This window comes from Cloacibacterium rupense, from assembly GCF_014645495.1.
Classification (GTDB): domain Bacteria; phylum Bacteroidota; class Bacteroidia; order Flavobacteriales; family Weeksellaceae; genus Cloacibacterium; species Cloacibacterium rupense.
Map to the genome: position 1 here is coordinate 134780 of NZ_BMLV01000006.1, position 22874 is coordinate 157653.

Genomic DNA, 22874 nt, shown 5'->3' on the forward strand with positions numbered 1-22874 from the left:
AAGAACTTCAAAAACAAAAAAAGCCGCCCTCAAAAATTTGAGGGCGGCTTCGCTAACCAAAAAAATGTTATGTAGTTTTTACATATTTTTTGTCTTCAATAGCAGCTTGTGCAGCAGCTAATCTAGCAATTGGCACACGGAACGGAGAACAACTTACATAGTTCATACCGATAGAATGACAGAATTTTACTGAATCTGCATCACCACCGTGTTCACCACAAATACCTACTTTTAAGTTTGGTTTTGTTTTTCTACCTCTTTCTACTCCTATTTTAATCAATTCTCCTACACCAGATTGGTCGATAGATACGAATGGGTCACCAGCAAGAAGTTTTAAATCTAAATATTTTGGTAAGAATCCACCGATATCATCTCTAGAGAAACCAAATGACATTTGAGTTAAGTCATTAGTACCGAAACTGAAGAAATCTGCTACCATAGCCATAGAATCTGCTTTAAGCGCTGCTCTTGGGATTTCTATCATAGTTCCGAACATATAAGGGATTTTTTTCACTTTTAATTTCTCTAAAGTCTCATCATAAACTCTATCTACGATGGCTTTTTGGTGAGAAAGTTCGTGTCTACCACAAGTTACCGGAATCATAATTTCTGGGAATGCTTTTTTACCATCTATTTGTAATTCAGCTGCTGCTTCGAAGATGGCTCTCACTTGCATTTCTGTAATTTCTGGATAAGAAATACCTAAACGTACACCTCTGTGACCAAGCATTGGGTTGTTTTCGTGTAACGCAAGAATTCTTCTGTTTAAGATGCTCATGCTAACACCCAATTCTTTAGAAAGCTCTTGTAATTTTGCTTTATCGTGAGGTACGAATTCGTGTAAAGGTGGGTCTAGTAATCTGATGGTTACTGCGTTACCTTTCATTACTTCTAGAGTGGCCTTGATGTCTCTTTTCACGAAAGTAAATAGCTCATTAAGGGCAACTTTTCTTTCTTTTTCGGTGTCGCTCATAATCATTTTTCTTAGTAAGAATAATGGTTTATCACTACCTTCACCATAGAACATGTGTTCTGTTCTGAATAATCCGATACCTTCTGCACCGAAATAAGTAGCTTGTTGAGCATCTTTAGGTGTATCTGCATTAGTTCTTACGCCCATTGTTTTGTATTTATCTACCAAGGTCATTAATTGTTTGTATGCTTGATTTTTATTTAAATCAACATCAATTAATGGAAGAGAACCTTCATAAACTGTACCTTTACTACCGTTTAGAGAAACCCAATCTCCTTCTTTTACTTTTTTGCCTCCTTTGGTTACAAAATATTTATCATTTCCGTGGATTTCTATTTCGTTACAACCAACGATACAACATTTACCCCAACCTCTAGCAACTAGCGCAGCGTGAGAAGTCATACCCCCTTTTGTTGTAAGAATCGCCTCAGACTTGTGCATACCATCTACATCTTCTGGTGAAGTTTCTTCTCTTACCAAGATTACTTTTTCTCCTTTAGAAGCCCATTCTACAGCATCTTCTGAAGAAAATACCACTCTACCAACAGCACCACCAGGACCAGCTGGTAAACCTTTAGCAATTACTTTATGAGTTTTTTCAATATCTGGGTCGAACATTGGTAATAATAATTCTACCAATTGATTAGGGTTAACTCTCATGATTGCAGTTTCTGCATCTATTTGGCCTTCTTTGTACATATCAGCAGCCATTTTCACAGCAGACACCCCATTTCTCTTACCAACTCTACATTGTAGCATATATAGTTTACCTTTCTCGATGGTAAATTCTATATCTTGCATGTCTTTGTAGTGTTTTTCTAATCTTTGTTGGATATCATCTAATTCTTTGTACTGAACAGGCATCAATTTTTCTAAAGCAACCATGTGTTTACTTTGGTCATTTTTAGAATATTGATTGATAGGAGCTGGAGTTCTGATACCCGCTACCACGTCTTCACCTTGAGCGTTTACTAAATACTCTCCGTAGAATTTGTTTTCTCCGTTACCAGGGTTTCTAGTGAAAGCAACACCAGTACAAGAATCTTCTCCCATGTTACCGAAAACCATAGCTTGTACGTTTACTGCAGTACCCCACTCATCTGGAATATTTTCGATTCTTCTGTATTCAATAGCACGTTTACCATTCCAAGAAGCGAATACAGCACCTACACCACCCATTAATTGTTCCCAAGGATTTTCAGGAAACTCTTGTTTTAGGTGTTTTTTAGTTAATGCTTTGAATTCTTTTACTAATTTTTTAAGGTCGTCAGCTGATAATTCAGTATCTAATTCTACTCCTTTTTCTTTTTTAGTTTCTTCTAATCTTTCGTCCATGATTTTACGGATACCGATGCCTTTGGCTGGTTCCATACCACCTGCTTTTTCTATTACCACATCTGCATACATCATCACCAATCTTCTGTAAGCATCATAAGCAAATCTTTCGTCACCGCTTTCAGCGATTAGACCTTGGATGGTTTCGTCATTAAGACCAATGTTTAATACTGTATCCATCATCCCTGGCATAGATTTTCTAGCACCAGAACGTACAGACATTAACAAAGGATTTTTAACATCTCCGAATTTTTTGCCCATTAGTTTTTCAACCTGAGCTAGCGCATCCTTAATTTGTTTTTCTAAAGTTGTAGGATATTGTCTTTTGTTTGCATAGTAATAAGTACAAACTTCAGTAGTAATAGTAAATCCTGGAGGAACAGGAAGTTTTAGGTCTTTGTGACCTGCCATTTCTGCTAGGTTGGCACCTTTACCACCAAGCAAATTTTTCATAGATTCATTTCCATCTGCTTTTCCGCCTCCGAATGAATAAACATACTTAACATTTTTTGTTGTTGTAGCCATAATATATTTTTTTAGTCTTTTATCAATTTTCGATGAGCAAAAATACAAAGGTCTGTACAATATATTGGGTAATACATTACTGACATTTATCAATTTTGACAAATATCATAAAAATTTTATAAAAAAAAGCATCAAAAGTTTTTGATTTTATTTTTAAATAATATCTAATAAAGATAATTAAGTATGAAATAATCACTATGATATGCTCTAAACCCTACCGATGCGGTCTCGAAATCATATTTTATGGTTCTGAACTCCTCTTTTGAGGTCTCTAACCTATATTTTGCGGTTCTTTAATAGAAATTATACGTTTCTTAACCTATAATTCACGGTCTTAGACCCTGATTTTGGGGTTCAGAACCCCAAATTTTAGGTTAAACAACCCCAACTGAATACTTCAGAACCTATCTGGAATAGTCTTGAACGTATCTGGATTAGTATTTTGAAGGTTGAGATAAGTAAAAAACACGTCCGAAGGAGTAAAAAACATATTAGGAGGGGTAAAAAAATATCCTGCAATGGTTTTTGCAGGATATTTTTATGTTTTTTGCTATTCTGTTGGCGGTACATCTGTTGTTTTAGAGGTTTTGCTAAAGAATTGCTTGGTTTCGTTCAGTTTGGTTTCAAAACCTGGCGATGCAGTTCCCGCTTTGTAATTGGTGTATGCATAATCTGTAAGAGCAGCTTGATAGTTGTCATAATCATGAAGTGTTTTTGCATTTTTAAGCTTAGTAGATAAGCTGTCTAGTCTTAATATCAATGCTTCTAGATTTTTTCTGCTGTTGAAATCATTTTCAAACTCTTCCCAATCTATATCTGATGATGATAGTGAAGGCTGACTTTTGTAAAAATCATAGATTTTATTTACAAAAAGTTTGTTTTGTTCATTGATGCTCCCGTACTTCTGGCGGTCTTCTGCACTTAGGTTTACATTAATAATTTGTAATGCTGTTTCTAACTGATTAAGTGCATTTTGTGCATCTGTTACTTGCGCAACAGTAAGATGCGTGTTGTTTAAATTGGTAATTGACATAATAAAATATTTAATTTAAGGTTTTCTGCGGTTAATAGTTTTACGAGGAAAATAAAAAACAATAAGCTTTACATTTAAAAGTTAAAAAATTGTGATTCAAAATCCCTTTTTCAAAAATAATAAAAAAGCAATGAAAACAAAAAAATATATTCTCAAATTATGAAAAAATCATCCAAAGCCATAATTATGTTAAACAATACCTATCAAAATCATATTTTTTCATAAAACACCGGTTAATTTTCATAAAATAACGGTTGAAAAATTGAGTTTTTTATTTGGTTTAGCATATTTTTGATGTGTAAAAATCATCCGGAGGATTTTTACAAATTAAAAAAGTCTTATTAACCATTTAACAACAAACCAATGACAAAACAAACAAACCTAATAAGAACAATTTTTCTGTTTTTATTCTCCCTTTTTTTATTACAAGCGTGTAGAAATGAAACCGCAATTGATAGTTCTAAAGATAATTCTTCTCAGAAATACAAAGTATCTCTTATTAAAGACAATAAAATACTAGATAATACCGAAATAGTAGCAGAAATAAATAAATTTAAAAATAAGCTTAAAAAATCTTCCAGAACCATACAAGATTCTGTATTGGAAGGAGCTATCATTAAAACAGAAAATGTATTATCTATAGAAACAGAAAATAATAAAACCTATACTTTCCCGATAGAAAGAAATTATCCAAATTCTAAAATTGAAAACCTTGTCCTCAAGAAAAATTCTGATGGCACTTATTCTGGTGTTTTACTGCAATATAATTTAACACCTGAAGAAAAATTAAATTATATAGCTGGAAAACAGGTAGATTTAAAATCTAAAGTTAGAGTATTTGATATAAAAAAATTAAATATCTCTGCCAGAATACAAACAGATATTGTAGGTTGCTATGAAATTACTTGGGAAACAGGGGAACCAGAATTTATATGCGTGCATGTACCAAAATGTTATGGAGGAGCTACTAAACCTGTTGATATTTTAACCATAAGAAATATTTGTGACGGTGGTGGCCCTGGTGGTACTGGAGATGGCTCTGGTGGTAGTACAGGAAGTACAGGTGATACAGGAAGTACGGGAGGAACAGACAGTAATGGAGGTGCATTAGGCGGAGGTAGTTATAATACATTCCCATACAACGGAGTGCCTACGGATCAGGATTTGGTAAATATACTTTCGCAGATTAGTGGTTTTTCTACTCTTTCTTATGAGATGAAAGATTTTATAGTAGATAATTATTTGGTAAATTATAATCTAGATTTTGCGTTATTCTCTACTAATTTTATCCTTCAAAATCCTAATATTACGAAAGAGCAGTTTCAGAAGTGGTTAAATTGGTACGATACTTTCAAAAATTCTAGCCCAAACGTAAGCAATTACTTTGCTCAGCATCCAGAAGATCTGGAAATTATATTTTTTTTAGACTTTGACCCTAATAATTCTGAGGAAATGTCTATATTAAACTCTTCTGCAAACGTATTTACAGAGTTTTTAATTAACGAAAACAATAATACAACTGATAATTTAAGTATTAATTGGCCTAATTTGGAAAATTTAAAACAAAAAATTAAAGATATGATTTCTAAGGGAATCTATACTACTGCGGGATATGCTAGAAAATACTTAGTTGAGCCTTCATATATATATGCAGGAAATAATCCTTCAAAAATTGCAAAAGCTAATCAATACATTGTGGATCCTATTCGTATGAATGCTGTAGCTCCATTAGTAAACTTTAATCCAAATTCTATGAGCTGGGCAGATTTATTTAATATTTGGTTTTTTGAACTTACTCCTGGGCATTTTTCTAATAATATTATTAATTTTACAAATACATCAAATGTTGTGAATGGCAGTAATATTTACAATCCAACAACAAATGCAGTAAAGAATTTTCCTAAAGGAAATTCATCAGGTTCGCTATTAAATATACAATATAAATTAGCCAATGGTATTGTTGGCGTGGGACAAACTACAAACGGATATTTCAAATATGATGTAAATGCATTTTATTCTACATTAGCAAATGTTAATATTGGTATACAGATGCTTGGTTCTTTTCCTATTACTGCAAAAGTCATTTCTAAATCTGGTAATACTGCAGTAATTCAATTTACAATCAATAATGATTTAGGTTGGGAATCTGCAACTAGATTTATTAAGGGGGAAAATGGAAGTCATCAAGGTATAATTGACAACAAAGATGTTGGAACTGGAATTCATTTAGGTGGAACAATAACAAATATATTTACATGGACAGAAACAATAAATTTTTAAAAATTATTTTCACAAGTGTTGCTATTGCAACACTTGTGAATTGTTCTGATAAAAAAAAAATTGAAGAAAATAATATCTTTGATAGTGATACAAAATATTTAAGCTTATCAGAGGCTAAAGGGAAATATTATTTTGTGCCAAGTTCAAATGATACTGATTATCCTAATTATAAAACATTTAGTCTTAAAAAGGGTGATACAATAAAATTAGAAATTAAATCTGATTCATCTTTTATATTTAACCATTTTTATTTTGATAAAATGACTAAAATTGATAATTACAAAGGAAAAATTTCAAAAAATATAGATAAAAAAGATAAAATACATATTGTTTTTCCCAAAAAAGCGTTCTTTGATTTACAAGGATTCTTATTATCAAAAAAGGATACTTTATTTTTTTACCGTTTAAATATGAAAAAATACAGCAATTATGAATTCAGATTATTTTTAAAAAAATCAAATGAAACAAAAAAGTAAATATATATATTTTATAGTACTAGCTTTCGTTTTTTACAATCTTTCTGCACAAATAAATTTAAAACAAATCTCATTTAAACAAAAAGATTCTATTACTGATTTAGAATTATATATTACAAGTTCTAAAAAAAACACCGAAAACTTTGTTTCAATGATGAGTAAAGTAAGCGAAATGTTTGGATTAGACAAAACAAAGGATGAATTAAGAAAAAGTTTTGATAGTATTGATAATACAATTTCAAAAAAAAGCGTAGAAGAATACGAAATAATTTATTACTTTGAATATATGGACAACAGAGTCTTAAAACGATGGGAAACTAAAGAAAATGTAAAGACTTTAACTCATCCAATATTTTTAGATTATCAAAAAGGAAAAGAATATTATCATTACCCAAGTGACGGGGAAATTGAATTTCAGTATATTTTCAAAAAAATTAAAAACTTAAGTATAAAAGAAGAGAAAAATCAAAAGAGAAAAATACTCGGAATTAATTGTTATAAAGCTATTGCAACTTATACAGAAATTGAAGAAGCTGTAAACGACCCAGAGTTTCCAGAGTTTAATATACCTGAAGAATATATTGAAGTAAAACTTGAAATGTGGGTAACAAAAGATATAAAAACTTTATATCATCCTGTTTTAAAAGTTAAAGAAATTTTAGAAAACTTCTATCCCTTAGAAATTAATGAGTCTAATAATTTTATAGAAGGAAGTATTAGAAAATATTCTCTAAAAGAAATAGTTAAAATGTAAAAAATAAAGCTCTGCAAAATTGCAGAGCTTTTTTTAATACCTAAAAAGCACACTTCCCCAAGTGAAACCACTACCAAAAGCAGTAAGGCAAACCAAGTCTCCTTTTTTCACTTTTCCTTCGTCTAGCGCTTCGCAAAGCGCAATTGGAATAGAGGCTGCGGTGGTGTTACCATATTTTTGAATATTATTGAAAACTTTTTCGTCTGGTAATCCCATTTTTTGTTGTACAAACTGAGAAATCCTTAGATTAGCCTGATGTGGAATAAACATATCTAAATCTTCTGGCTTTTTACCTGCTTTATTTAATGCTTCCATTAAACTTTCAGGGAATCTGGTCACAGCATGTTTGAAAACAAAGTTTCCGTTCATTAGCGGATAAAGCATATCTCTAGAAATAGCTTCTGGCTCAGTAAGCAATCTGTCTGACCAACCGTATTTAGTTCCACCAAATTTCACGGCAAGTTCTTCAGCGTATTTTCCTTCAGAATGTAGATTGATGGCTAAAATTCCTTCTTCGTTTTCGTCTTCAGTAGCTGATAAGATAACTGCACCCGCTCCATCACCAAAAATTACAGAAACACCTCTGCCTTCATCAGAAAAATCTAACCCAAAAGAGTGAATTTCTGCTCCTACTACCAAAATATTTTTGTAAGTACCTGCTTTTATAAAAGCATCTGCCACACTCAAAGAATACACAAAACCTGAACATTGGTTTCTTACATCTAAAGCGCCAATGGTATCACACCCTAATAAATCTTGTAATAGCACCCCACTTCCTGGGAAATAGTAGTCTGGACTTAATGTAGCAAAAACGATAAAATCTATATCTTTAGCAGTAAGACCTGCTTTTTCTAAAGCTTTTTCGGATGCTCTTTTAGCGTAAACTGCAGTAGTTTCTTCGCTGTCAATTCTATTTTTTCTATGACGACGTTCTTTGATTCCTGTTCTCTCTGTAATCCATTCATCATTGGTAGTCATCAATTTAGAAAGATCGTCATTAGTTACTACATTTTCTGGCACATAGTAACCATACCCTTTTATTACACTCCTAATCATAAAGTTTTTAAAATTTTGAGGGTACAAAAATAAGATTTTATTTGAAACATAATAATATAATCCTCATGCGTTTAATCATAATTCTTTGTAATATCGACAAATACGAAACTCTGTATAACTTTTTAATTCAAAAAAAATGATTGGGAGTGCTTTTTAATTTGTAGTTTTTACTTTACTTTTGATAAAATTTAATATTAATATGCCAGCAAGTCTTATTTTCGAAACAGAAAAATTCAAATGGATAGATGTTTTGGACTTACAAATACAAGAGATAAAAAGTATTTCTGATGAATACAAGATTAATCACCTCTTGTTAGAAGACTGTATAGACCCAAATCACCTTCCAAAGTTTGAAGATTTAGGAGATTTAAAATTTCTTTTAACAAGAATTAATACCAATACCGAAAGACTTAACCTGAATACCATAAGCGATGTAAGCACCAAATTGGGGATTTTTCTGAAAGATGATTTGATTTTAACAGTTCACAGAATAGAAAGTGATGCTATGAAAAACCTTTTAAAAAATTTGAAAGAAGATAAAATAAGCAACCCAAATCCTTATAAAGTAGCACTAGAATTGGCACAAAATATTTTTAAATCTTACGAAGAAGAAAACCTTATCTTACTAGAACAAATGGAAAGAATGGAAAACGAAATCTTCCTAAAAAATGTTTCTAGCTCTACCCAGATTAAACGATTATACAAATTCAAAAGAAAAATAGGTTTGAACCAAAAAGTACTAAATCTTTCCTCTGAATGGGTGAATTCTTTTGACAAACTGCCACTAGAAGCTGTAGAAATCAAAGACCTGAAAGACAGTTATAAAGATGCCTTGAGTGATTATGACCATCTGAATTTACAAACAGGAAACCTTATTAATATGTTTATCGCATTATCTGACCAAAAAGCCAATCAAGTAATGAAAATGTTGGCCATTTATTCTGTCTACTTCTTACCTATTACTTTTATTGCTGGTTTGTATGGGATGAATTTTGAATATATGCCAGAACTAAAAGAACCATATGCTTACTTCACTACACTAGGGGTAATGCTGCTTATAGTAATAGTTACTTTCATCTATTTCCGAAGAAAAAAATGGTAAACAAAAAAAGACATCAAAGTGACGTCTTTTTTTTGTAATATTTTAGTGCATAGCTTCACTTAAATCTATAGTTTCACCGCCTTTTCTCTCTTTTACCAACAAAATAAATGGTATACAAAACAAGAAAATAAGACCTAGATATAAAAATACATCCATATAAGAAAGTACGGCAGATTGCTTAGACACCGAAAAATCTAAAACTTTATAAGCGGCACTCAGTGCTTGATCTGGAGTCATTCCTTTTGCCATAAAACCTGCTTTTAGGGAAGCTAATCTCTGCTGAACCATCAAACTATTACTATCTAATTTCGAAACTAAATCACTTCTGTAAAACATTGATTTGTTTGATATAAATGTAGTAATAGCAGCCACACCAAAAGAACCTCCCAATTGTCTCATCATCCCTGTAAATGCTGCTCCTTGACCAATCTGTGGCCCTTTGAGCGTACTTAGCGATAGTGAAGTGATAGGTATAAATAGTAAACCAAGCCCGGCTCCTCTCATAATGAGCATCCAAAAAAAGGCATCTTTTCCTGTATCTGGTGTTAAAATTTTATAGCCCCAAAAACTGTAAATGAAAAATATAAAAAAACCTAAAGCAACTAGTAGTTGTTGTTTTACGCCTCTATTTATTAACTTAGCTATAATAGGCATCATAAATGCCGTAGTAAGAGCAGCAGGTATCATTAAAGCACCCGACTGTAGCGCCGTCCATCCTAATACACTCTGCGTATAAAGTGGAACTATAAAGGTAGAACCATACAAACCAAATCCTAAAATAAATGACATCACTGTTCCTATTCTCAGATTACCATTTTTAAGAACCCTCAATTCTACAATTGGGTGTTCACAGGTAAGTTCTCTCCAAATAAAAAATATTAAACCAAAAAATGACGTTAACGCTAATGTGGTAATCACTTTACTTTCGAACCAATCATCTTCATGACCTTTTTCTAAGATATATTGTAAAGAACCAACCGTAATTGCCAATAAGAAAATACCTAGCCAATCTACTTCACTTGCAGATTTTTTATCTGCGTATTTAGGACTTCTCACAAATTGTAATGTAAGCAAAGTAGCTACAATGCCAATTGGTATATTAATGTAAAAAATAAAAGGCCAACTGTAATTATCTACAATATATCCGCCTAATGGTGGACCAAGAGTAGGACCAATAATCACCCCTAAACCATAAATTGCTTGCGCCATACTTCTCTTTTCGATTGGGTAAGATTCTGTAATAATGGTCTGTGAAGTTACCAAAAGTGCACCACCACCTATTCCTTGCATTAATCTAAAAAAGACCAACTCCCAAATATTGGTAGCATTACCACACAAAAAAGAAAAAACAGTAAATATGATGATAGAAGCCGCGAAATAATTTCGTCTTCCAAATTGTTGTGAGAGCCAGCTCGTCATTGGTACAATAATTACGTTACCAATAGCATACGCAGTAATTACCCAACCTACTTCTGAGAGCGTAGCTCCCAAGTTTCCTTTCATTTCGTTAAGCGCTACGTTTACGATAGTGGTATCTACTATCTCTAGCAAAGCACAGAGAATAGCGGTGATAGTAATAATCACACGTCTGGCGCCATATTCTACTAATGAATCTTGCATAAAAAATTTAGTTCAATTTATTTAAAATGGTTCAATTTGTTTGATGTAGTTTAAATTTCAAAATTCACTCTCCATTTCTCAATCACTCTACAACTCTCCCACTCTACAACTCTCCCACTCTATTTCACTTCCACATCTACCAAAACATTCATCCCTGCTCTTAGCTTATTTGCGATTTCTGGCTTCAAATTATTAAAGGTGATTTTCACGGGTACCCTTTGTACTACTTTCACAAAATTTCCACTAGCATTATCCGGAGGAAGAATAGAAAATGTAGAACCTGTAGCTGGAGCAATAGAACTTACTGTACCTATTAATTTTTCATCAGGAAAAGCATCTATTTTAATTTCTACTTTTTGACCTTCAACCATTTTATTAAGTTGAGTTTCTTTAAAATTAGCCACCACCCATTTTTCATTATTCAAAATAATACTGAACAATTGTGCACCTGCTTGTAAAAACTGTCCAACTTGCACAGGCACTTTAGAAACGTAACCATCTTGTTTAGCGGTAATTATGGTGTAAGAAAGATTAAGTCTAGCATTTTGTACGTCCACTTCTCTTTGTTTAATTATGGCACCCGCAACACCTATTTGTTCAGAAGTAGCTTCAGATTGAGAAGATACATAACCTGTTTGTTGTGAAGCTTGATTTTTTTGTTCCACTAAAACTTGTAATTGCTTATCTGCAGCTTGTTTAGCAGCGAGAACTTGCTCATATTGTTGTTGTGTGATAGAATGGTCTTTCACTAAATTTTCATAACGTTTTAAATCTTGTGTGGTTTTCCAAACGTTCACTTTTGCTGCTTCTATTTGCGCATTGGCAGTTCCTACAGCTGCATTAGAAGTATTAATGCTTTTGTTGGCTGCAGCAGCTCCTGCTTTTGCGGTATTTAGATTGCTTTTGGCTGTTCCTAGAGCAGCTTCAGCTTGTTGTAAAAGAATTAATTGGTCTTTGTTTTCTAAAATAATTAAAGTATCCCCTTTTTTTACAAACTGATTGTCTTTTACTTTAACCTCTGCCACGTAACCCGAAATTTTCGAAATTACAGGACTTACGTTAGAAGCAATCTGAGCATCATCAGTCTCTTCGTGAGAATTACTGTAAGACCATTTTTTAAAACCATAAATGGCTCCCGCAATGATTAGAATTCCTAAAATAATCCCGAAAATTGGACTTTTTTTCTTTTTTGGCTGATTTATAGTTGTATTTTCCATTTTATATCGATGTTGTTTTTTTGAGTTTATTTAAAAGAAAAAAAGATTTTATTTGTATCTTTATGTTCTTTATGTTTTTAATTTAATTATTTTAAAATTCCTGAAGATTGTAACAATTTTTTGTTGGCTAAAGTAGCATCTGCTTTTGCATTAATCACATTGACTTTAGCACCTATCAAAGCGGCGTTTGCATCTAATAAATCTGTGATGTTAGACAGACCATTGTCGTATTTATTTTTAGTGATTCTGTCATTTTCTTCAGCTTGTTCTAGCGCTCTTTCGTACACCTCTATCTTCTTTTTTGCTAAAACCGAGTTTTGGAAATCTTTATTAATTTCGAGTTTAATTTGGTCGTTTAGCAGCTCATTATTGACTTCTAATTGCTTTTCGCGCGCTTGTGCTTTCAATAAAGATGAATTCTTTTTCCAAAGATTATCCAAATTATACTGTACACCCACTCCTACATTTACAGCATTGGTAACTGTAAGTAAACCAGGCACATCTGCAGCAAAATAACCACCTGTAAGTGCTATGGTAGGCAAATTTTCTGCTTTCGCAGCTTTAGAACCTATTGAAGCTGCTTTTCTTTGATAATCTATTGCTTGTAAATCTTTTCTGTTTTGAAAAGCTTGGCTAAGGTAATAGCTGCTGGGTTGGTTATCAGGTAGTTCATTGATGTAGTTTTCATCAATTTTAAGAACGGTATTTTCTGGTAACCCCAATAGCAAATTCATGTTAATATTAGCGATATTATAGTTATTATGCGCATCTAAAAGTTGAAGCTCTATGTTAGATGTTTGCAACTGAGCTTTCAATCTGTCATTTCTTGCCATCAAACCATTATTTTCTAGTTTTAAGAATGTTTCATCTCTTTTTTTGGAAGCCAATAAATTTTCTTCTAAAACTTTGATGGTTTGCGATGCTTTGAAAAGATTGTTATATGCCTGAGAAATAATAAAAGCAATTGCGATTTTATCATTCTCTGCATTCAGTTTAGAGGCTTCAATTAAATACTCAGCAGATTGAATGCCATATTTAATTCTACCCCCTGCAAAAATGGGATAAGTAAGATTAGCAGAACCATAAATTACATTGTTTACCTTAATATTAGAAGCTGCAGAATTACCCGTTTTGAGATCTACATTGGGGCTAAAAAGATGCAAATAAGATGCTCCTAATTTTAAACTTGGAAGTTGGTTGTTTTTAGCCTCCACCAATTGTGCGACAGTTTCTTCTATTTTTGCAGCATCTAACTTTAGATTTTTACTGTTATTAATGCCGATTTCTACCGCTTCATTCAGAGAAATAGTTCTCGTTTCCTGCGCCGTTATTTGGGAAAAACCAATAGAAAAAAGTAAAATCCCAAAAATGTTTCTAATTTTTTTGTTCATAACCTAAAAGGTCTTTTAATAGTAATGTTAAGTTAATTGTAAGTTCTTTATAATGATTTTCATAAAACTCATCTGTATGATTTCCAGATAGTTCTTGGTATAAATTCATACCTTGTTTAGAATAAAAAACAGTACCTATGATTACGGAATGTAGAAAAAACAAATCAGGCTTTTTGGTAAAAACACCATTTTCAAAACCTTCTTCCAAAATTCTCTGATATATCTTAATATAACCAATTTTAGACGTTCTCAGAAAACTAAGAATCTGCTCATTTCCTACACTTTCTGTAGTATGCACAGATTGTAAGATGGTATAAAACTCTGGTAATGTTTTTACTCTTTTGATATAATTTTCTATTATTCTGATAAGTTTTTCCCATTCATTAATCTCTTTATTTTCTAAAATTTCTGTGGCATAAGACTGTCCTTCTTTCATTCTTACTTTAAAAATTTCTTCGAAAAGCTTTTCTTTTGAACCGAAATAATAAGAAATCATAGATACATTTACCCCAGCACTTTTAGCAATATCTCTAGTAGAAGTGGCATCAAAGCCTTTTTCTGCAAAGAGTTTCTCAGCAGTAAAAAGAATTTTTTGATTTGTAGAATGTTCCAATGTCTTGTTTTTTTATAGGGCAAAATTAAACATATATTTAAATCAATCAAACGATTGATTGATATATTGCAACTATCAATAATAATATGTTTTGTCTATTGGTTAATTTTGTTACCTTTGAAAAACTTAAATTAATTAAAATGAGAAATTTAATTATTGCTGTTGCAATCTCTGCCTTTTCACTAAGTTTTGCTCAGGAAACTGCTAAAAAATCTTGTTGCTCAGACAAAGCAAAAAAAGAATGCACTACAAAAAACAAGAAAACTTGTGCTGATAAAGATAAAAAAGCTTGTGCTGACAAAGACAAGAAAGCCTGCAATAGCAAAAACAAAAAAGCTTGTTGCGCCACTAAAAAAGCAGCTTAAAAACTAAAAACACCGAAATTTCGGTGTTTTTTTATGCGCTTCTGTGGATATATCTTGTGAGTTTTATGCCTAAATCTGTCCAGACTATTTTGGCATTGGCGTTTCTATAAAGATGAAGATCTGCCGTAGAAATTTCTTCTAAAATATCTACAATATTTGCTCCGTGAATAAAATTGGCAAAAGCTTCCCAATTGAATCCGTTTTTATTTATTTTTTTATAAACCAAATTATTGGCATCATAATTTTGAAGCAAAGCCAATCTGAACATTTCTGAACAAAAATCTAGAAAACTCTTCTGCTTTTCTCTGTTCCAAGAAGAAATGTTTCTTCCCCAAAAAACGATATTTTTGAGAACTTCTGGTTTCTTTTTGGCCATGAAAGCGTTTCTTACCCAATCTATAAAAAGACTTTCGAATTCATCTGAAGTTTCATTAGAGCTCAACATTTGCAATGCCGTATTGTAATTCCCTTGTGACTGGTGAATGACTTCGCGTAATTTTTCGTCAGAAATTTCAAATTTATTTTGGATGGTTACAGATAAACTATCATCATCTATTCTAGGAACTTCTACAGCTTGACATCTAGACAAAATGGTAGGTAAAATAGTATCAATTTTTTCAGCTAAAAGAAGAATAATGGTCTTTTTAGGCGGCTCTTCTAAGAATTTTAAAAATTTATTGGCTGCCGTTACATTCATCTTATCTACTCTCCAAATAATGAGTATTTTAGTTCCTCCTTCAAAACTTTTTAATGCAAATTTTTGATTCAATGCGTCTACTTCATCAGCAGAAATAAGGAATTGCTTGTTTTGAGCGTCTAAAATTTCATTCCAATCATTAATGGAAGCATATGGATTTTCTAAAATCATTTTCCTAAAATCCTCAAAAAGTCTTTGGCTGAGAGAATTGTTTTTTTCTGTAAAAACAGGGAAACTAAAATGTAAATCAAGATGATTGAGATGCTCTACCTTTTGGGAAGCATTTTCGTTTTCTCTTTTCAAGATTTCTTTTGCATAAGCTAATGCCAATGGTAAAACGCCATAGCCTTCCTCACCTATAAAAAGTTGAGCATGGCTTACACGTTCATTATTGATAGCGTCTTTCAGAGTTGCTATTATTTTTTTTTGACCTACAATATCTTCCCAATTCATAATTTCAAAGATACGGTTTAGAAATAAAAGTTCAAAAAAAGATGTTTAAAAAGTAATTTAATAGATATTTAAGCTTTTTTAATCGACATTTAACGCTTTTTAATAGAAAAATCACTTTCACGTTTCATTAATAATTAAGATATTTGCGCATTAATATTTATACATAATGAGAAAAAGATTTTTTCTTTTACCTTTTATAGCACTAGGATTCGGATTAAAAGCTCAAAGCATCGGAAATTCACCATACGCAACATTTGGAATAGGAGAAGTAAAGTACGATAATTCTGTAGAAACCAGTGCCATGGGAGGAATAAACACTGCCTATATTTGGGATTTCAACAATAGCTTTAATTTTAAAAACCCTGCAGCTAATGCCAATCTAGAACTTACCTCTTTGAGAGTTCAAGCAAACAATGAAAATCAGTTCTTCAAGACAGATTACAATAATATGGATGTGACTAAACATTCATCTTATTTATCTAATATTTCGATAGCTTTTCCGATTTCTAAAAAATTAAAATTTGGTTTTGGCTATCAACCTTATAGCTCTAAAAGATATGATATTCTTACCAAACAAGAATTACCAGACGGAACTTTTAAAGGAAATCATTTCCACGGAGAAGGTACACTTAGCACAATACAAGCCGCTTTCGGATATAATATCTCACCTAGTTTTGCAATAGGACTTAGAAGTAATTTTTACTTCGGAACTTTATCAGACATAGAAGAATTAGCCTATTCTAATGCTATATTAATCAATGGGTTTGATACGTCCACAAAAATCAAGAGTTTCAATTTTACATTAGGTTCTACCTACCAAAAGAAACTTAAAAATGATAGAAAACTAACCTTAGGAGCTACTTATACTTTTGGTACAACAGGAGACTTAGAAACAACTTTTGTAAACAGCACCTATTACTACGCTGGAGACCAAAAAGACAATTACACAGAATTGCAGAAAAAAACCAGTAAAGATAAAAACCTAATTCCTGTAGAGGCATCATTAGGTATTGGCTATGGTCATGATGCTAAATGGTTTGTTTCTACCCAGCTAGATTATAAAAAAGGAAGTACTACAAATTTTCTAGGAACCCCTTTTGTTTATGAGGATTCTTACAGATTTTCAGCAGGAGGTTGGTATTTGCCAAATTACAATGATTTTAGAAACTATCTTAATAGAGTAGTATATAGATATGGTGTATTTTATGAAAAAGGAAATCTAAACCTCAACGGAAAAGATATCAATCAATATGGAATTACTCTAGGAGCTACTCTGCCATTCCAAAAATCTAATGTAGTGAATATGAGTGGTGTAGATTTAGGCATAGAATTAGGCAGAAAAGGAACATTACAAAATAATTTAATTCAACAAAATTTTGTTAATTTTAAAATCGGAATTAATTTCTCTGACAAATGGTTCAGAAAAAATGAATACTTCTAATGTTTAAAAGTAAGACAAATAAAATTTACAAAAATATAGTCGCCTTATTAGGTTTGGCTATATTTTTTTCTTTGACCTCTTGCGAGGAAGACCTTACCAAGGCTGACCAAAACAAGAAAAAAAACTTTCCTTCTAGAATTATCTACAATGCTAATATTACCAAAAGAGATTCTGGCATGGTAAAAGTAAGATTTAAAGCACCACTGCTAGAAGAATATGAATTTATAGACACCCCATATGTAGAAGTAAGAAAGGGGCTTTATCTAGAATTTTACGACTCTAAAAAACCAAAAGTACCTGGTAAGCTTTGGGCTAAATATGCTAAAATCATAGAAAAAAAACAATTTTACGAAGCCAAAGGAAACGTAAAAGTAATTAACAACGAAGGGCAAACTTTTGTAATGCAATCTATCTACTGGGACAAAGCCAACCGTAAAATGTACACCAAAGATACCGTTTTTATAACAGACAAAGACGGTTCTATTTTTGTAGCAGCCAACGGAATGAAAGCAAAAGACGACTTCTCTGAATATGTTTTTTATAACAATTCTGGAGATTTCAATGTAAAGAAAATGCCCGAGGTAAAAAAATGACGAAAAATTCCTATTTTGCAATTGGTTTAATGTCTGGAACCAGCCTAGATGGTTTAGACATTTGCTATGCAAAATTTGAAAAAAACAACCATTGGTCCTTCGAAATTTTACATGCCGAAACAATACCATACCCTAAAACCTGGGAAGAAGAACTAAAAAACGCCATCCATATTTCTGCGGAGGAAATAACTGAACTTCATAGCAATTATGGTTTTTACTTAGGCGAAAAAGTAAATGAATTTATTACAAAATACCAAATAAAAAATCTAGATTTAATTGCGTCTCACGGGCATACTGTTTTTCATCAACCAAAGAAAAAATTCACATTACAAATTGGCGACGGGAGAGCCATAAAATGGCTGACTAAAGCCCCTGTAATCTATGATTTCCGTGTACAAGACGTTTTAATGGGTGGCAATGGAGCTCCGCTAGTACCCATTGGTGATGAATTGCTTTTTCACCAATTTGATGCTTGCCTTAACCTAGGAGGATTTTCTAATATTTCACTGAAAATAAATAACCAAAGAATTGCTTTTGACATTTGCCCAGTCAACATTGTTTTGAATAGTTTGGCTCAAAAAATAGGAATGAATTATGACGAAGATGGCAAAATTGCTAGACTCGGAAAAATAGATTCTGAATTGCTGAATCAATTAAATAATTTGAGTTTCTACCAACAATCTTTTCCGAAATCTCTAGGAATAGAATGGGTTTTAGAAAACGTAACAAGTAAACTTACCAAGCAAAGTACCGAAGATTTATTAGCCACTTTTACAGAACATAGTGCTATACAAATCGCCAATACCCTCAATCAATTCCAACTTAAAAATGTATTGATTACTGGCGGTGGAGCCTATCATACTTATTTAATTGAAAAAATAAAATCCAAAACTTCCACCGAAATCATCATTCCAGAAAAATCAATTATTGATTACAAAGAAGCCCTTATTTTTGCTTTAATGGGTGTACTAAGACTGAATAACGAAATTAATGTACTCGCTTCTGCTACAGGAAGTTCAGAAAACCATAGTTCAGGAATTATAGCATAAAAAAAGTTTCGGAAAATACCCGAAACTTATAGTTTTTACTTTATATTTTTTTACTTCTTACTTTGTACTTTATACATTTTATAGTTGCTCAATCTTATCTGTCAAAGCATTGATGAAATTTTGCAGTGGTTTTTCTACCATCATTTTGATAAAAGGATTAAAATTACCATCAAAAAGCAACTGAACTTCGGTTTTGTCCTCACTGATAGGATTGATATTTCCGGTAAGAGAAAAATCTAATGAAGAGCTAGCTGATTTCAAAACTACTTTCTTATCTTCTTCTAATTCTGCTATTTTAAGAGCTACTTCTGGCATCCCTTTTAGCCCGAATTTAAAACCATCTTCTCTGTGCTCAAAACTAGTCAAACTATCTGGCATAAGGTTTTTATAGTCTTCTGGCTTTTTAAGCATTTCAAAAAGTTCTTTCGAAGATTTATTTACCATTATTTTTCTTCCTTCTAAATTCATTTTTTATATTTTTGTAAAAATTAATTGTCCTACAAATGTATAAAGTTTTTGTCAACGAAAAAAAATTAAGCATCAATAATTCTCCAACAACTGTTGAGAAGAACATAGTATATGATGGACTTACCAGCCTTGAAATTGCTTTAGATTTGCTAGAAAACACCTCTACACCAGAAATAAATGTGTATGGAGAAAACCCTACAGAAATCTGGCAAGAATTTTCTTCACTTTTTAAAGTGATTGAAGCTGCAGGTGGAATTGTACTAAACAAAGAAAAAAAAATTCTCTTCATTTACCGTTTGGGGAGATGGGATTTACCAAAAGGTAAATTAGAACCCAACGAAAAACTAAACGAAGCAGCACTAAGAGAAGTAGAAGAAGAAACAGCTCTAAAAGAACTAGAAATAGAAAAATTCATAAATACTACCTACCATATTTACAAAGAAAAAAGAGACGGCAAAGAGCTTAAAATACTCAAAACAACTCATTGGTTTAAAATGAATTACACAGGAATAGAAACCCCTAAACCACAAATAGAAGAAGGCATAACTAAAGTGGATTGGAAAACGATATTAGAAATAGAAAATGATGTTTTCCCCAATACTTTTCAGAACATCAAATTAATTTTGAAAGAAACTTTAGACTTTTAAAAAAGAGGATTTTAATATAAAATATAAAGACAAAACTTCATCTATTCTTGGATGAAGTTTTTTGTTTTAAAAAAAAATTAAATAAATATTTGGATGAATTGAATTATTTTATAATTTTATCTAAACACTAAAACCTCTTGAATATGAGAACAATAAAGCACATCCTTGATAGAAAATCTAGGAATCTGGCTACTATAGATGCCAATGAAACTGTTTTTAATGCACTAAAAATGATGGCAGAAAAAAACATAGGTTCTATAATTGTAATGAACGGTGACCAATATTTGGGAATAATTACCGAAAGAAATTACGCCAGACAAATTGTTTTGCAAGACCGAAAATCTAAAGATGTTTTGGTAAAAGAAATTATGAGAACAGACCTTCCTAAATTTTCAGAAGCTGATAGAATAGAAAAATGTATGGAAATTATGTCTCAGTTAAACATCAGATACATCCCCGTATTAGAAAACGATAAATTGGTAGGATTGATTTCTATGAAAGATATTTTAGACGAAATTCTATTGCACCAAAAAGAAGTTATAGAAAATCTCACTAACTACATTTCTAATTAAATAATTATGAACCTTCAATTGTTTTGGAGGTTTACTTTTTTATAGGTTTTAGCAGAATAATAATTATCAAAATCAAAAAAAATAACGCCTATTTTTCATTATATAAAACCATAAACAATCAATATTAATTAAAATTAGTAAAATACACACCTATAAATTGACAAATCTCATTTTAAAAATCATTTTAATTAATGTATTTTTGTAAACAAGTAAAAATAGAAAAGTTAACCAAAAAACATTCACATGATGTACAATTATGTTTCTGCAGAAGAAGCTTTATCAATCATAAAAAGTAACGACAGAGTTTTTCTACACGGCAGTGCCTGTACTCCCAATTACCTGATTACAGAATTGGCGAAACAATCTGGTAGATTAAGAGATGTAGAAATAGTTTCTATAACAGTGCAAGGTGAAATAGAAATTGCAAAACCTCAATACAAAGATAGTTTTTATATCAATTCTCTTTTTGTTTCTACCCCTGTAAGAGAAGCCGTAAACAGTGATAGAGGAGATTATGTGCCAGTTTTTTTAAGTGAAATTCCTTTGCTTTTTAAGAAAAATATCCTTCCGCTAGATGTTGCCATTGTACAAGTTTCGCCACCAGATCAGCACGGTTATTGCTCACTAGGAACTTCTATAGATGTAGCCAGAAGTGCAGTAGATAACGCCAAAATGGTCATTGCACAGGTAAACCCTAAAATGCCCAGAACTTTTGGAGATTCTATGATACATGTAGAAAGAATCACCAAAATGGTTCTACACGAAACCGACCTTCTTACCATAGATTATAGTGCTAAAGTAACAGAAGACGAAACCAAAATCGGACAATACATTGCTGGCCTTATAGATGATCAATCTACATTACAAATGGGCGTAGGAACCATTCCTGATGCGGTTCTTAGCTCACTACATAATCACAAAAATCTAGGAATACATACCGAAATGATTTCAGACGGTGCTGTCGATTTAATTGCCAAAGATATCATCAACAATAAATTCAAAGGCATTAATAACAATAAGACCATTACTGCTTTTTCTTTCGGGACTAAAAAATTGTATGACTATATAGACAACAATCCTTCTTTTGCGTTTATGGATGTTTCTTATGTAAACAACCCTATAATTATTGCTCAAAATAAAAATCTTATCGCCATCAATTCTGCCATAGAAGTAGATTTAACCGGACAAGTCTGTGCAGATTCTATAGGAACTTATCAATTTTCCGGCATTGGCGGTCAGATGGATTTCATAAGAGGAGCTGCACTATCTGAAGGCGGAAAACCAATCATTGCACTTACCTCTAGAACAAAAAAAGGAGTTCCTAGAATTGTGCCTTATCTAAAACAAGGAGCTGGTGTAGTCACAACCAGAGGTCATATTCATTACGTAGTAACAGAATATGGAGTAGCCTATCTCTATGGTAAAAACATGAGGCAAAGAGCTCTTGCCTTAATAGAAATTGCTCATCCTGATGACAGAGAAATGCTAGATAAATTTTGCTACGAAAGATTCAAAGCGCATTATCATTAAAAAATAGAAATCCTGAAATTAATTTTTCGGGATTTTTTTAATACTTTTAATGATGAAATTCAAAACCATGAAAGAACAAGAAATCTTAATAGAATTTGCCAAAAAACATTTCGAAATTTCCACAGAAGACCAAGAAAAAATCAAAAAATATTTCAAGGTGAAAAATGTAGAAAAAAATGAAATATTACTAAACGCAGGCGAAGTTTGCAATCATATGTATTTTGTAGTTCAAGGGATTTTGAGAACTTTTCATCTCAATGGTAATGGAACCGAATTTACAAGACTCATCAGAAAAGAAAATCAGTTTTGTACGGTTCTGTTAAGCTTTTTAGAGAAAAAATCCTCTGTAGCAACTATACAAGCTTTAGAAAAAGGGGTGCTTTTGGCGATAAGTTCAGATGATTTCCGAACGCTAACCAAAGAATCTGAAGTTGCCCTAAAAATATACACCAAAACTTTAGAGGATTTTGAAAACTTTCATTTAAAAAGATTAGAATTTCTAACATCTTACTCTCCGAAAGAAAAAACAGAAATATTTTTGAAGGAATACCAAGAATTAGAACCTAGACTAACAGATAAGGTAATCGCTTCTTATTTACAAATTACTCCAGAAACCTACTGCCGTTGTAAAAAAAGTCTAGAATGCTAAGATTTTCATTCTTTGATGCATATTTTTTTGTAATT

21 protein-coding genes are annotated in these 22874 nt (G+C 31.9%); 12 read left to right on the plus strand and 9 right to left on the minus strand.

The window, feature by feature from the left end:
• Positions 1–67: 67 nt before the first annotated feature.
• Together ppdK and IEW40_RS12450 are read right to left on the minus strand one after the other, a co-directional pair.
• Positions 68–2833, minus strand: coding sequence for a pyruvate, phosphate dikinase (gene ppdK, locus IEW40_RS12445; RefSeq protein ID WP_188618434.1), 2766 nt, complete (start codon positions 2831–2833; stop codon positions 68–70).
• A gap of 550 nt (positions 2834–3383) precedes the next feature.
• Positions 3384–3866: a hypothetical protein gene (locus tag IEW40_RS12450; RefSeq protein ID WP_188618435.1), complete on the minus strand. Its 483-nt coding sequence runs from the start codon at positions 3864–3866 to the stop codon at positions 3384–3386.
• Between the two features lie 363 nt (positions 3867–4229).
• On the opposite strand from IEW40_RS12450, the gene IEW40_RS12455 reads away from it, so the two are divergent.
• Genes IEW40_RS12455 through IEW40_RS12465 form a run of 3 tightly spaced genes read left to right on the plus strand, consistent with a single transcriptional unit; the run spans position 4230 to position 7376 of the window.
• Positions 4230–6146: a hypothetical protein gene (locus IEW40_RS12455; protein ID WP_188618436.1), complete on the plus strand. Its 1917-nt coding sequence runs from the start codon at positions 4230–4232 to the stop codon at positions 6144–6146.
• A complete protein-coding gene (locus IEW40_RS12460; protein WP_188618437.1) occupies positions 6122–6622 on the plus strand; it encodes a hypothetical protein in 501 nt (166 codons plus the stop codon). The genes IEW40_RS12455 and IEW40_RS12460 overlap by 25 nt, the downstream gene beginning before the upstream one ends.
• Positions 6606–7376 (plus strand): hypothetical protein, encoded by a 771-nt coding sequence (locus IEW40_RS12465; RefSeq protein WP_188618438.1) that lies wholly within the window; start codon positions 6606–6608, stop codon positions 7374–7376. The genes IEW40_RS12460 and IEW40_RS12465 overlap by 17 nt, the downstream gene beginning before the upstream one ends.
• A 33-nt stretch (positions 7377–7409) precedes the next feature.
• Here IEW40_RS12465 and IEW40_RS12470 read toward each other — a convergent pair whose 3' ends face one another.
• Positions 7410–8432: a 3-oxoacyl-ACP synthase III family protein gene (locus tag IEW40_RS12470; RefSeq protein ID WP_188618439.1), complete on the minus strand. Its 1023-nt coding sequence runs from the start codon at positions 8430–8432 to the stop codon at positions 7410–7412.
• 199 nt (positions 8433–8631) lie between these two features.
• Between IEW40_RS12470 and IEW40_RS12475 the strand changes: the two genes are divergently transcribed.
• Positions 8632–9534, plus strand: coding sequence for a CorA family divalent cation transporter (locus tag IEW40_RS12475; RefSeq protein ID WP_188618440.1), 903 nt, complete (start codon positions 8632–8634; stop codon positions 9532–9534).
• A 42-nt stretch (positions 9535–9576) separates the two neighbouring features.
• Here the strand turns inward: IEW40_RS12475 and IEW40_RS12480 are convergent, their stop codons facing one another.
• From IEW40_RS12480 to IEW40_RS12495, 4 genes are all read right to left on the minus strand, one after another.
• Positions 9577–11154 (minus strand): DHA2 family efflux MFS transporter permease subunit, encoded by a 1578-nt coding sequence (locus IEW40_RS12480; protein WP_188618441.1) that lies wholly within the window; start codon positions 11152–11154, stop codon positions 9577–9579.
• Between the two features lie 119 nt (positions 11155–11273).
• Positions 11274–12371: an HlyD family secretion protein gene (locus IEW40_RS12485; protein WP_188618442.1), complete on the minus strand. Its 1098-nt coding sequence runs from the start codon at positions 12369–12371 to the stop codon at positions 11274–11276.
• A gap of 86 nt (positions 12372–12457) precedes the next feature.
• Complete coding sequence (locus IEW40_RS12490) at positions 12458–13762, minus strand: TolC family protein (RefSeq protein WP_188618443.1); 1305 nt, start codon at positions 13760–13762, stop codon at positions 12458–12460.
• Positions 13746–14375 (minus strand): TetR/AcrR family transcriptional regulator, encoded by a 630-nt coding sequence (locus tag IEW40_RS12495; protein WP_188618444.1) that lies wholly within the window; start codon positions 14373–14375, stop codon positions 13746–13748. The genes IEW40_RS12490 and IEW40_RS12495 overlap by 17 nt, the downstream gene beginning before the upstream one ends.
• A gap of 140 nt (positions 14376–14515) precedes the next feature.
• Between IEW40_RS12495 and IEW40_RS12500 the strand changes: the two genes are divergently transcribed.
• Entirely contained in the window at positions 14516–14740 is a 225-nt protein-coding gene (locus tag IEW40_RS12500) for a hypothetical protein (protein ID WP_229663451.1), read from the plus strand.
• A 31-nt stretch (positions 14741–14771) separates the two neighbouring features.
• Here the strand turns inward: IEW40_RS12500 and IEW40_RS12505 are convergent, their stop codons facing one another.
• On the minus strand, positions 14772–15890 hold the full coding sequence (locus IEW40_RS12505) for a DNA polymerase III subunit (protein ID WP_188618446.1): 1119 nt from the start codon (positions 15888–15890) through the stop codon (positions 14772–14774).
• A 166-nt stretch (positions 15891–16056) separates the two neighbouring features.
• Here IEW40_RS12505 and bamG point away from each other — a divergent pair, with 166 nt between their 5' ends.
• Genes bamG through IEW40_RS12520 form a run of 3 tightly spaced genes read left to right on the plus strand, consistent with a single transcriptional unit; the run spans position 16057 to position 18973 of the window.
• On the plus strand, positions 16057–17331 hold the full coding sequence (bamG, locus tag IEW40_RS12510) for a BamG family beta-barrel-assembly machinery protein (protein WP_188618447.1): 1275 nt from the start codon (positions 16057–16059) through the stop codon (positions 17329–17331).
• The gene (gene lptC, locus IEW40_RS12515) at positions 17331–17924 is read left to right on the plus strand and encodes an LPS export ABC transporter periplasmic protein LptC (RefSeq protein ID WP_188618448.1); all 594 of its coding nucleotides are present in this window, start codon (positions 17331–17333) and stop codon (positions 17922–17924) included. Before bamG ends, lptC begins: the two co-directional genes overlap by 1 nt.
• A complete protein-coding gene (locus IEW40_RS12520; protein ID WP_188618449.1) occupies positions 17921–18973 on the plus strand; it encodes an anhydro-N-acetylmuramic acid kinase in 1053 nt (350 codons plus the stop codon). Before lptC ends, IEW40_RS12520 begins: the two co-directional genes overlap by 4 nt.
• A 78-nt stretch (positions 18974–19051) precedes the next feature.
• Here the strand turns inward: IEW40_RS12520 and IEW40_RS12525 are convergent, their stop codons facing one another.
• Positions 19052–19441 (minus strand): SRPBCC domain-containing protein, encoded by a 390-nt coding sequence (locus IEW40_RS12525; RefSeq protein ID WP_188618450.1) that lies wholly within the window; start codon positions 19439–19441, stop codon positions 19052–19054.
• A gap of 35 nt (positions 19442–19476) precedes the next feature.
• On the opposite strand from IEW40_RS12525, the gene IEW40_RS12530 reads away from it, so the two are divergent.
• The 4 genes from IEW40_RS12530 (at position 19477) to IEW40_RS12545 (ending at position 22839) form a co-directional block, all read left to right on the plus strand.
• Positions 19477–20088 (plus strand): NUDIX hydrolase, encoded by a 612-nt coding sequence (locus tag IEW40_RS12530; protein ID WP_188618451.1) that lies wholly within the window; start codon positions 19477–19479, stop codon positions 20086–20088.
• A 143-nt stretch (positions 20089–20231) separates the two neighbouring features.
• Positions 20232–20660: a CBS domain-containing protein gene (locus IEW40_RS12535; RefSeq protein WP_188618452.1), complete on the plus strand. Its 429-nt coding sequence runs from the start codon at positions 20232–20234 to the stop codon at positions 20658–20660.
• A 246-nt stretch (positions 20661–20906) separates the two neighbouring features.
• Complete coding sequence (locus IEW40_RS12540; protein WP_188618566.1) at positions 20907–22190, plus strand: acetyl-CoA hydrolase/transferase family protein; 1284 nt, start codon at positions 20907–20909, stop codon at positions 22188–22190.
• 49 nt (positions 22191–22239) lie between these two features.
• Positions 22240–22839, plus strand: a complete 600-nt coding sequence (locus IEW40_RS12545; RefSeq protein ID WP_188618453.1) for a Crp/Fnr family transcriptional regulator — start codon at positions 22240–22242, stop codon at positions 22837–22839.
• The last annotated feature ends 35 nt before the right edge of the window (positions 22840–22874 follow it).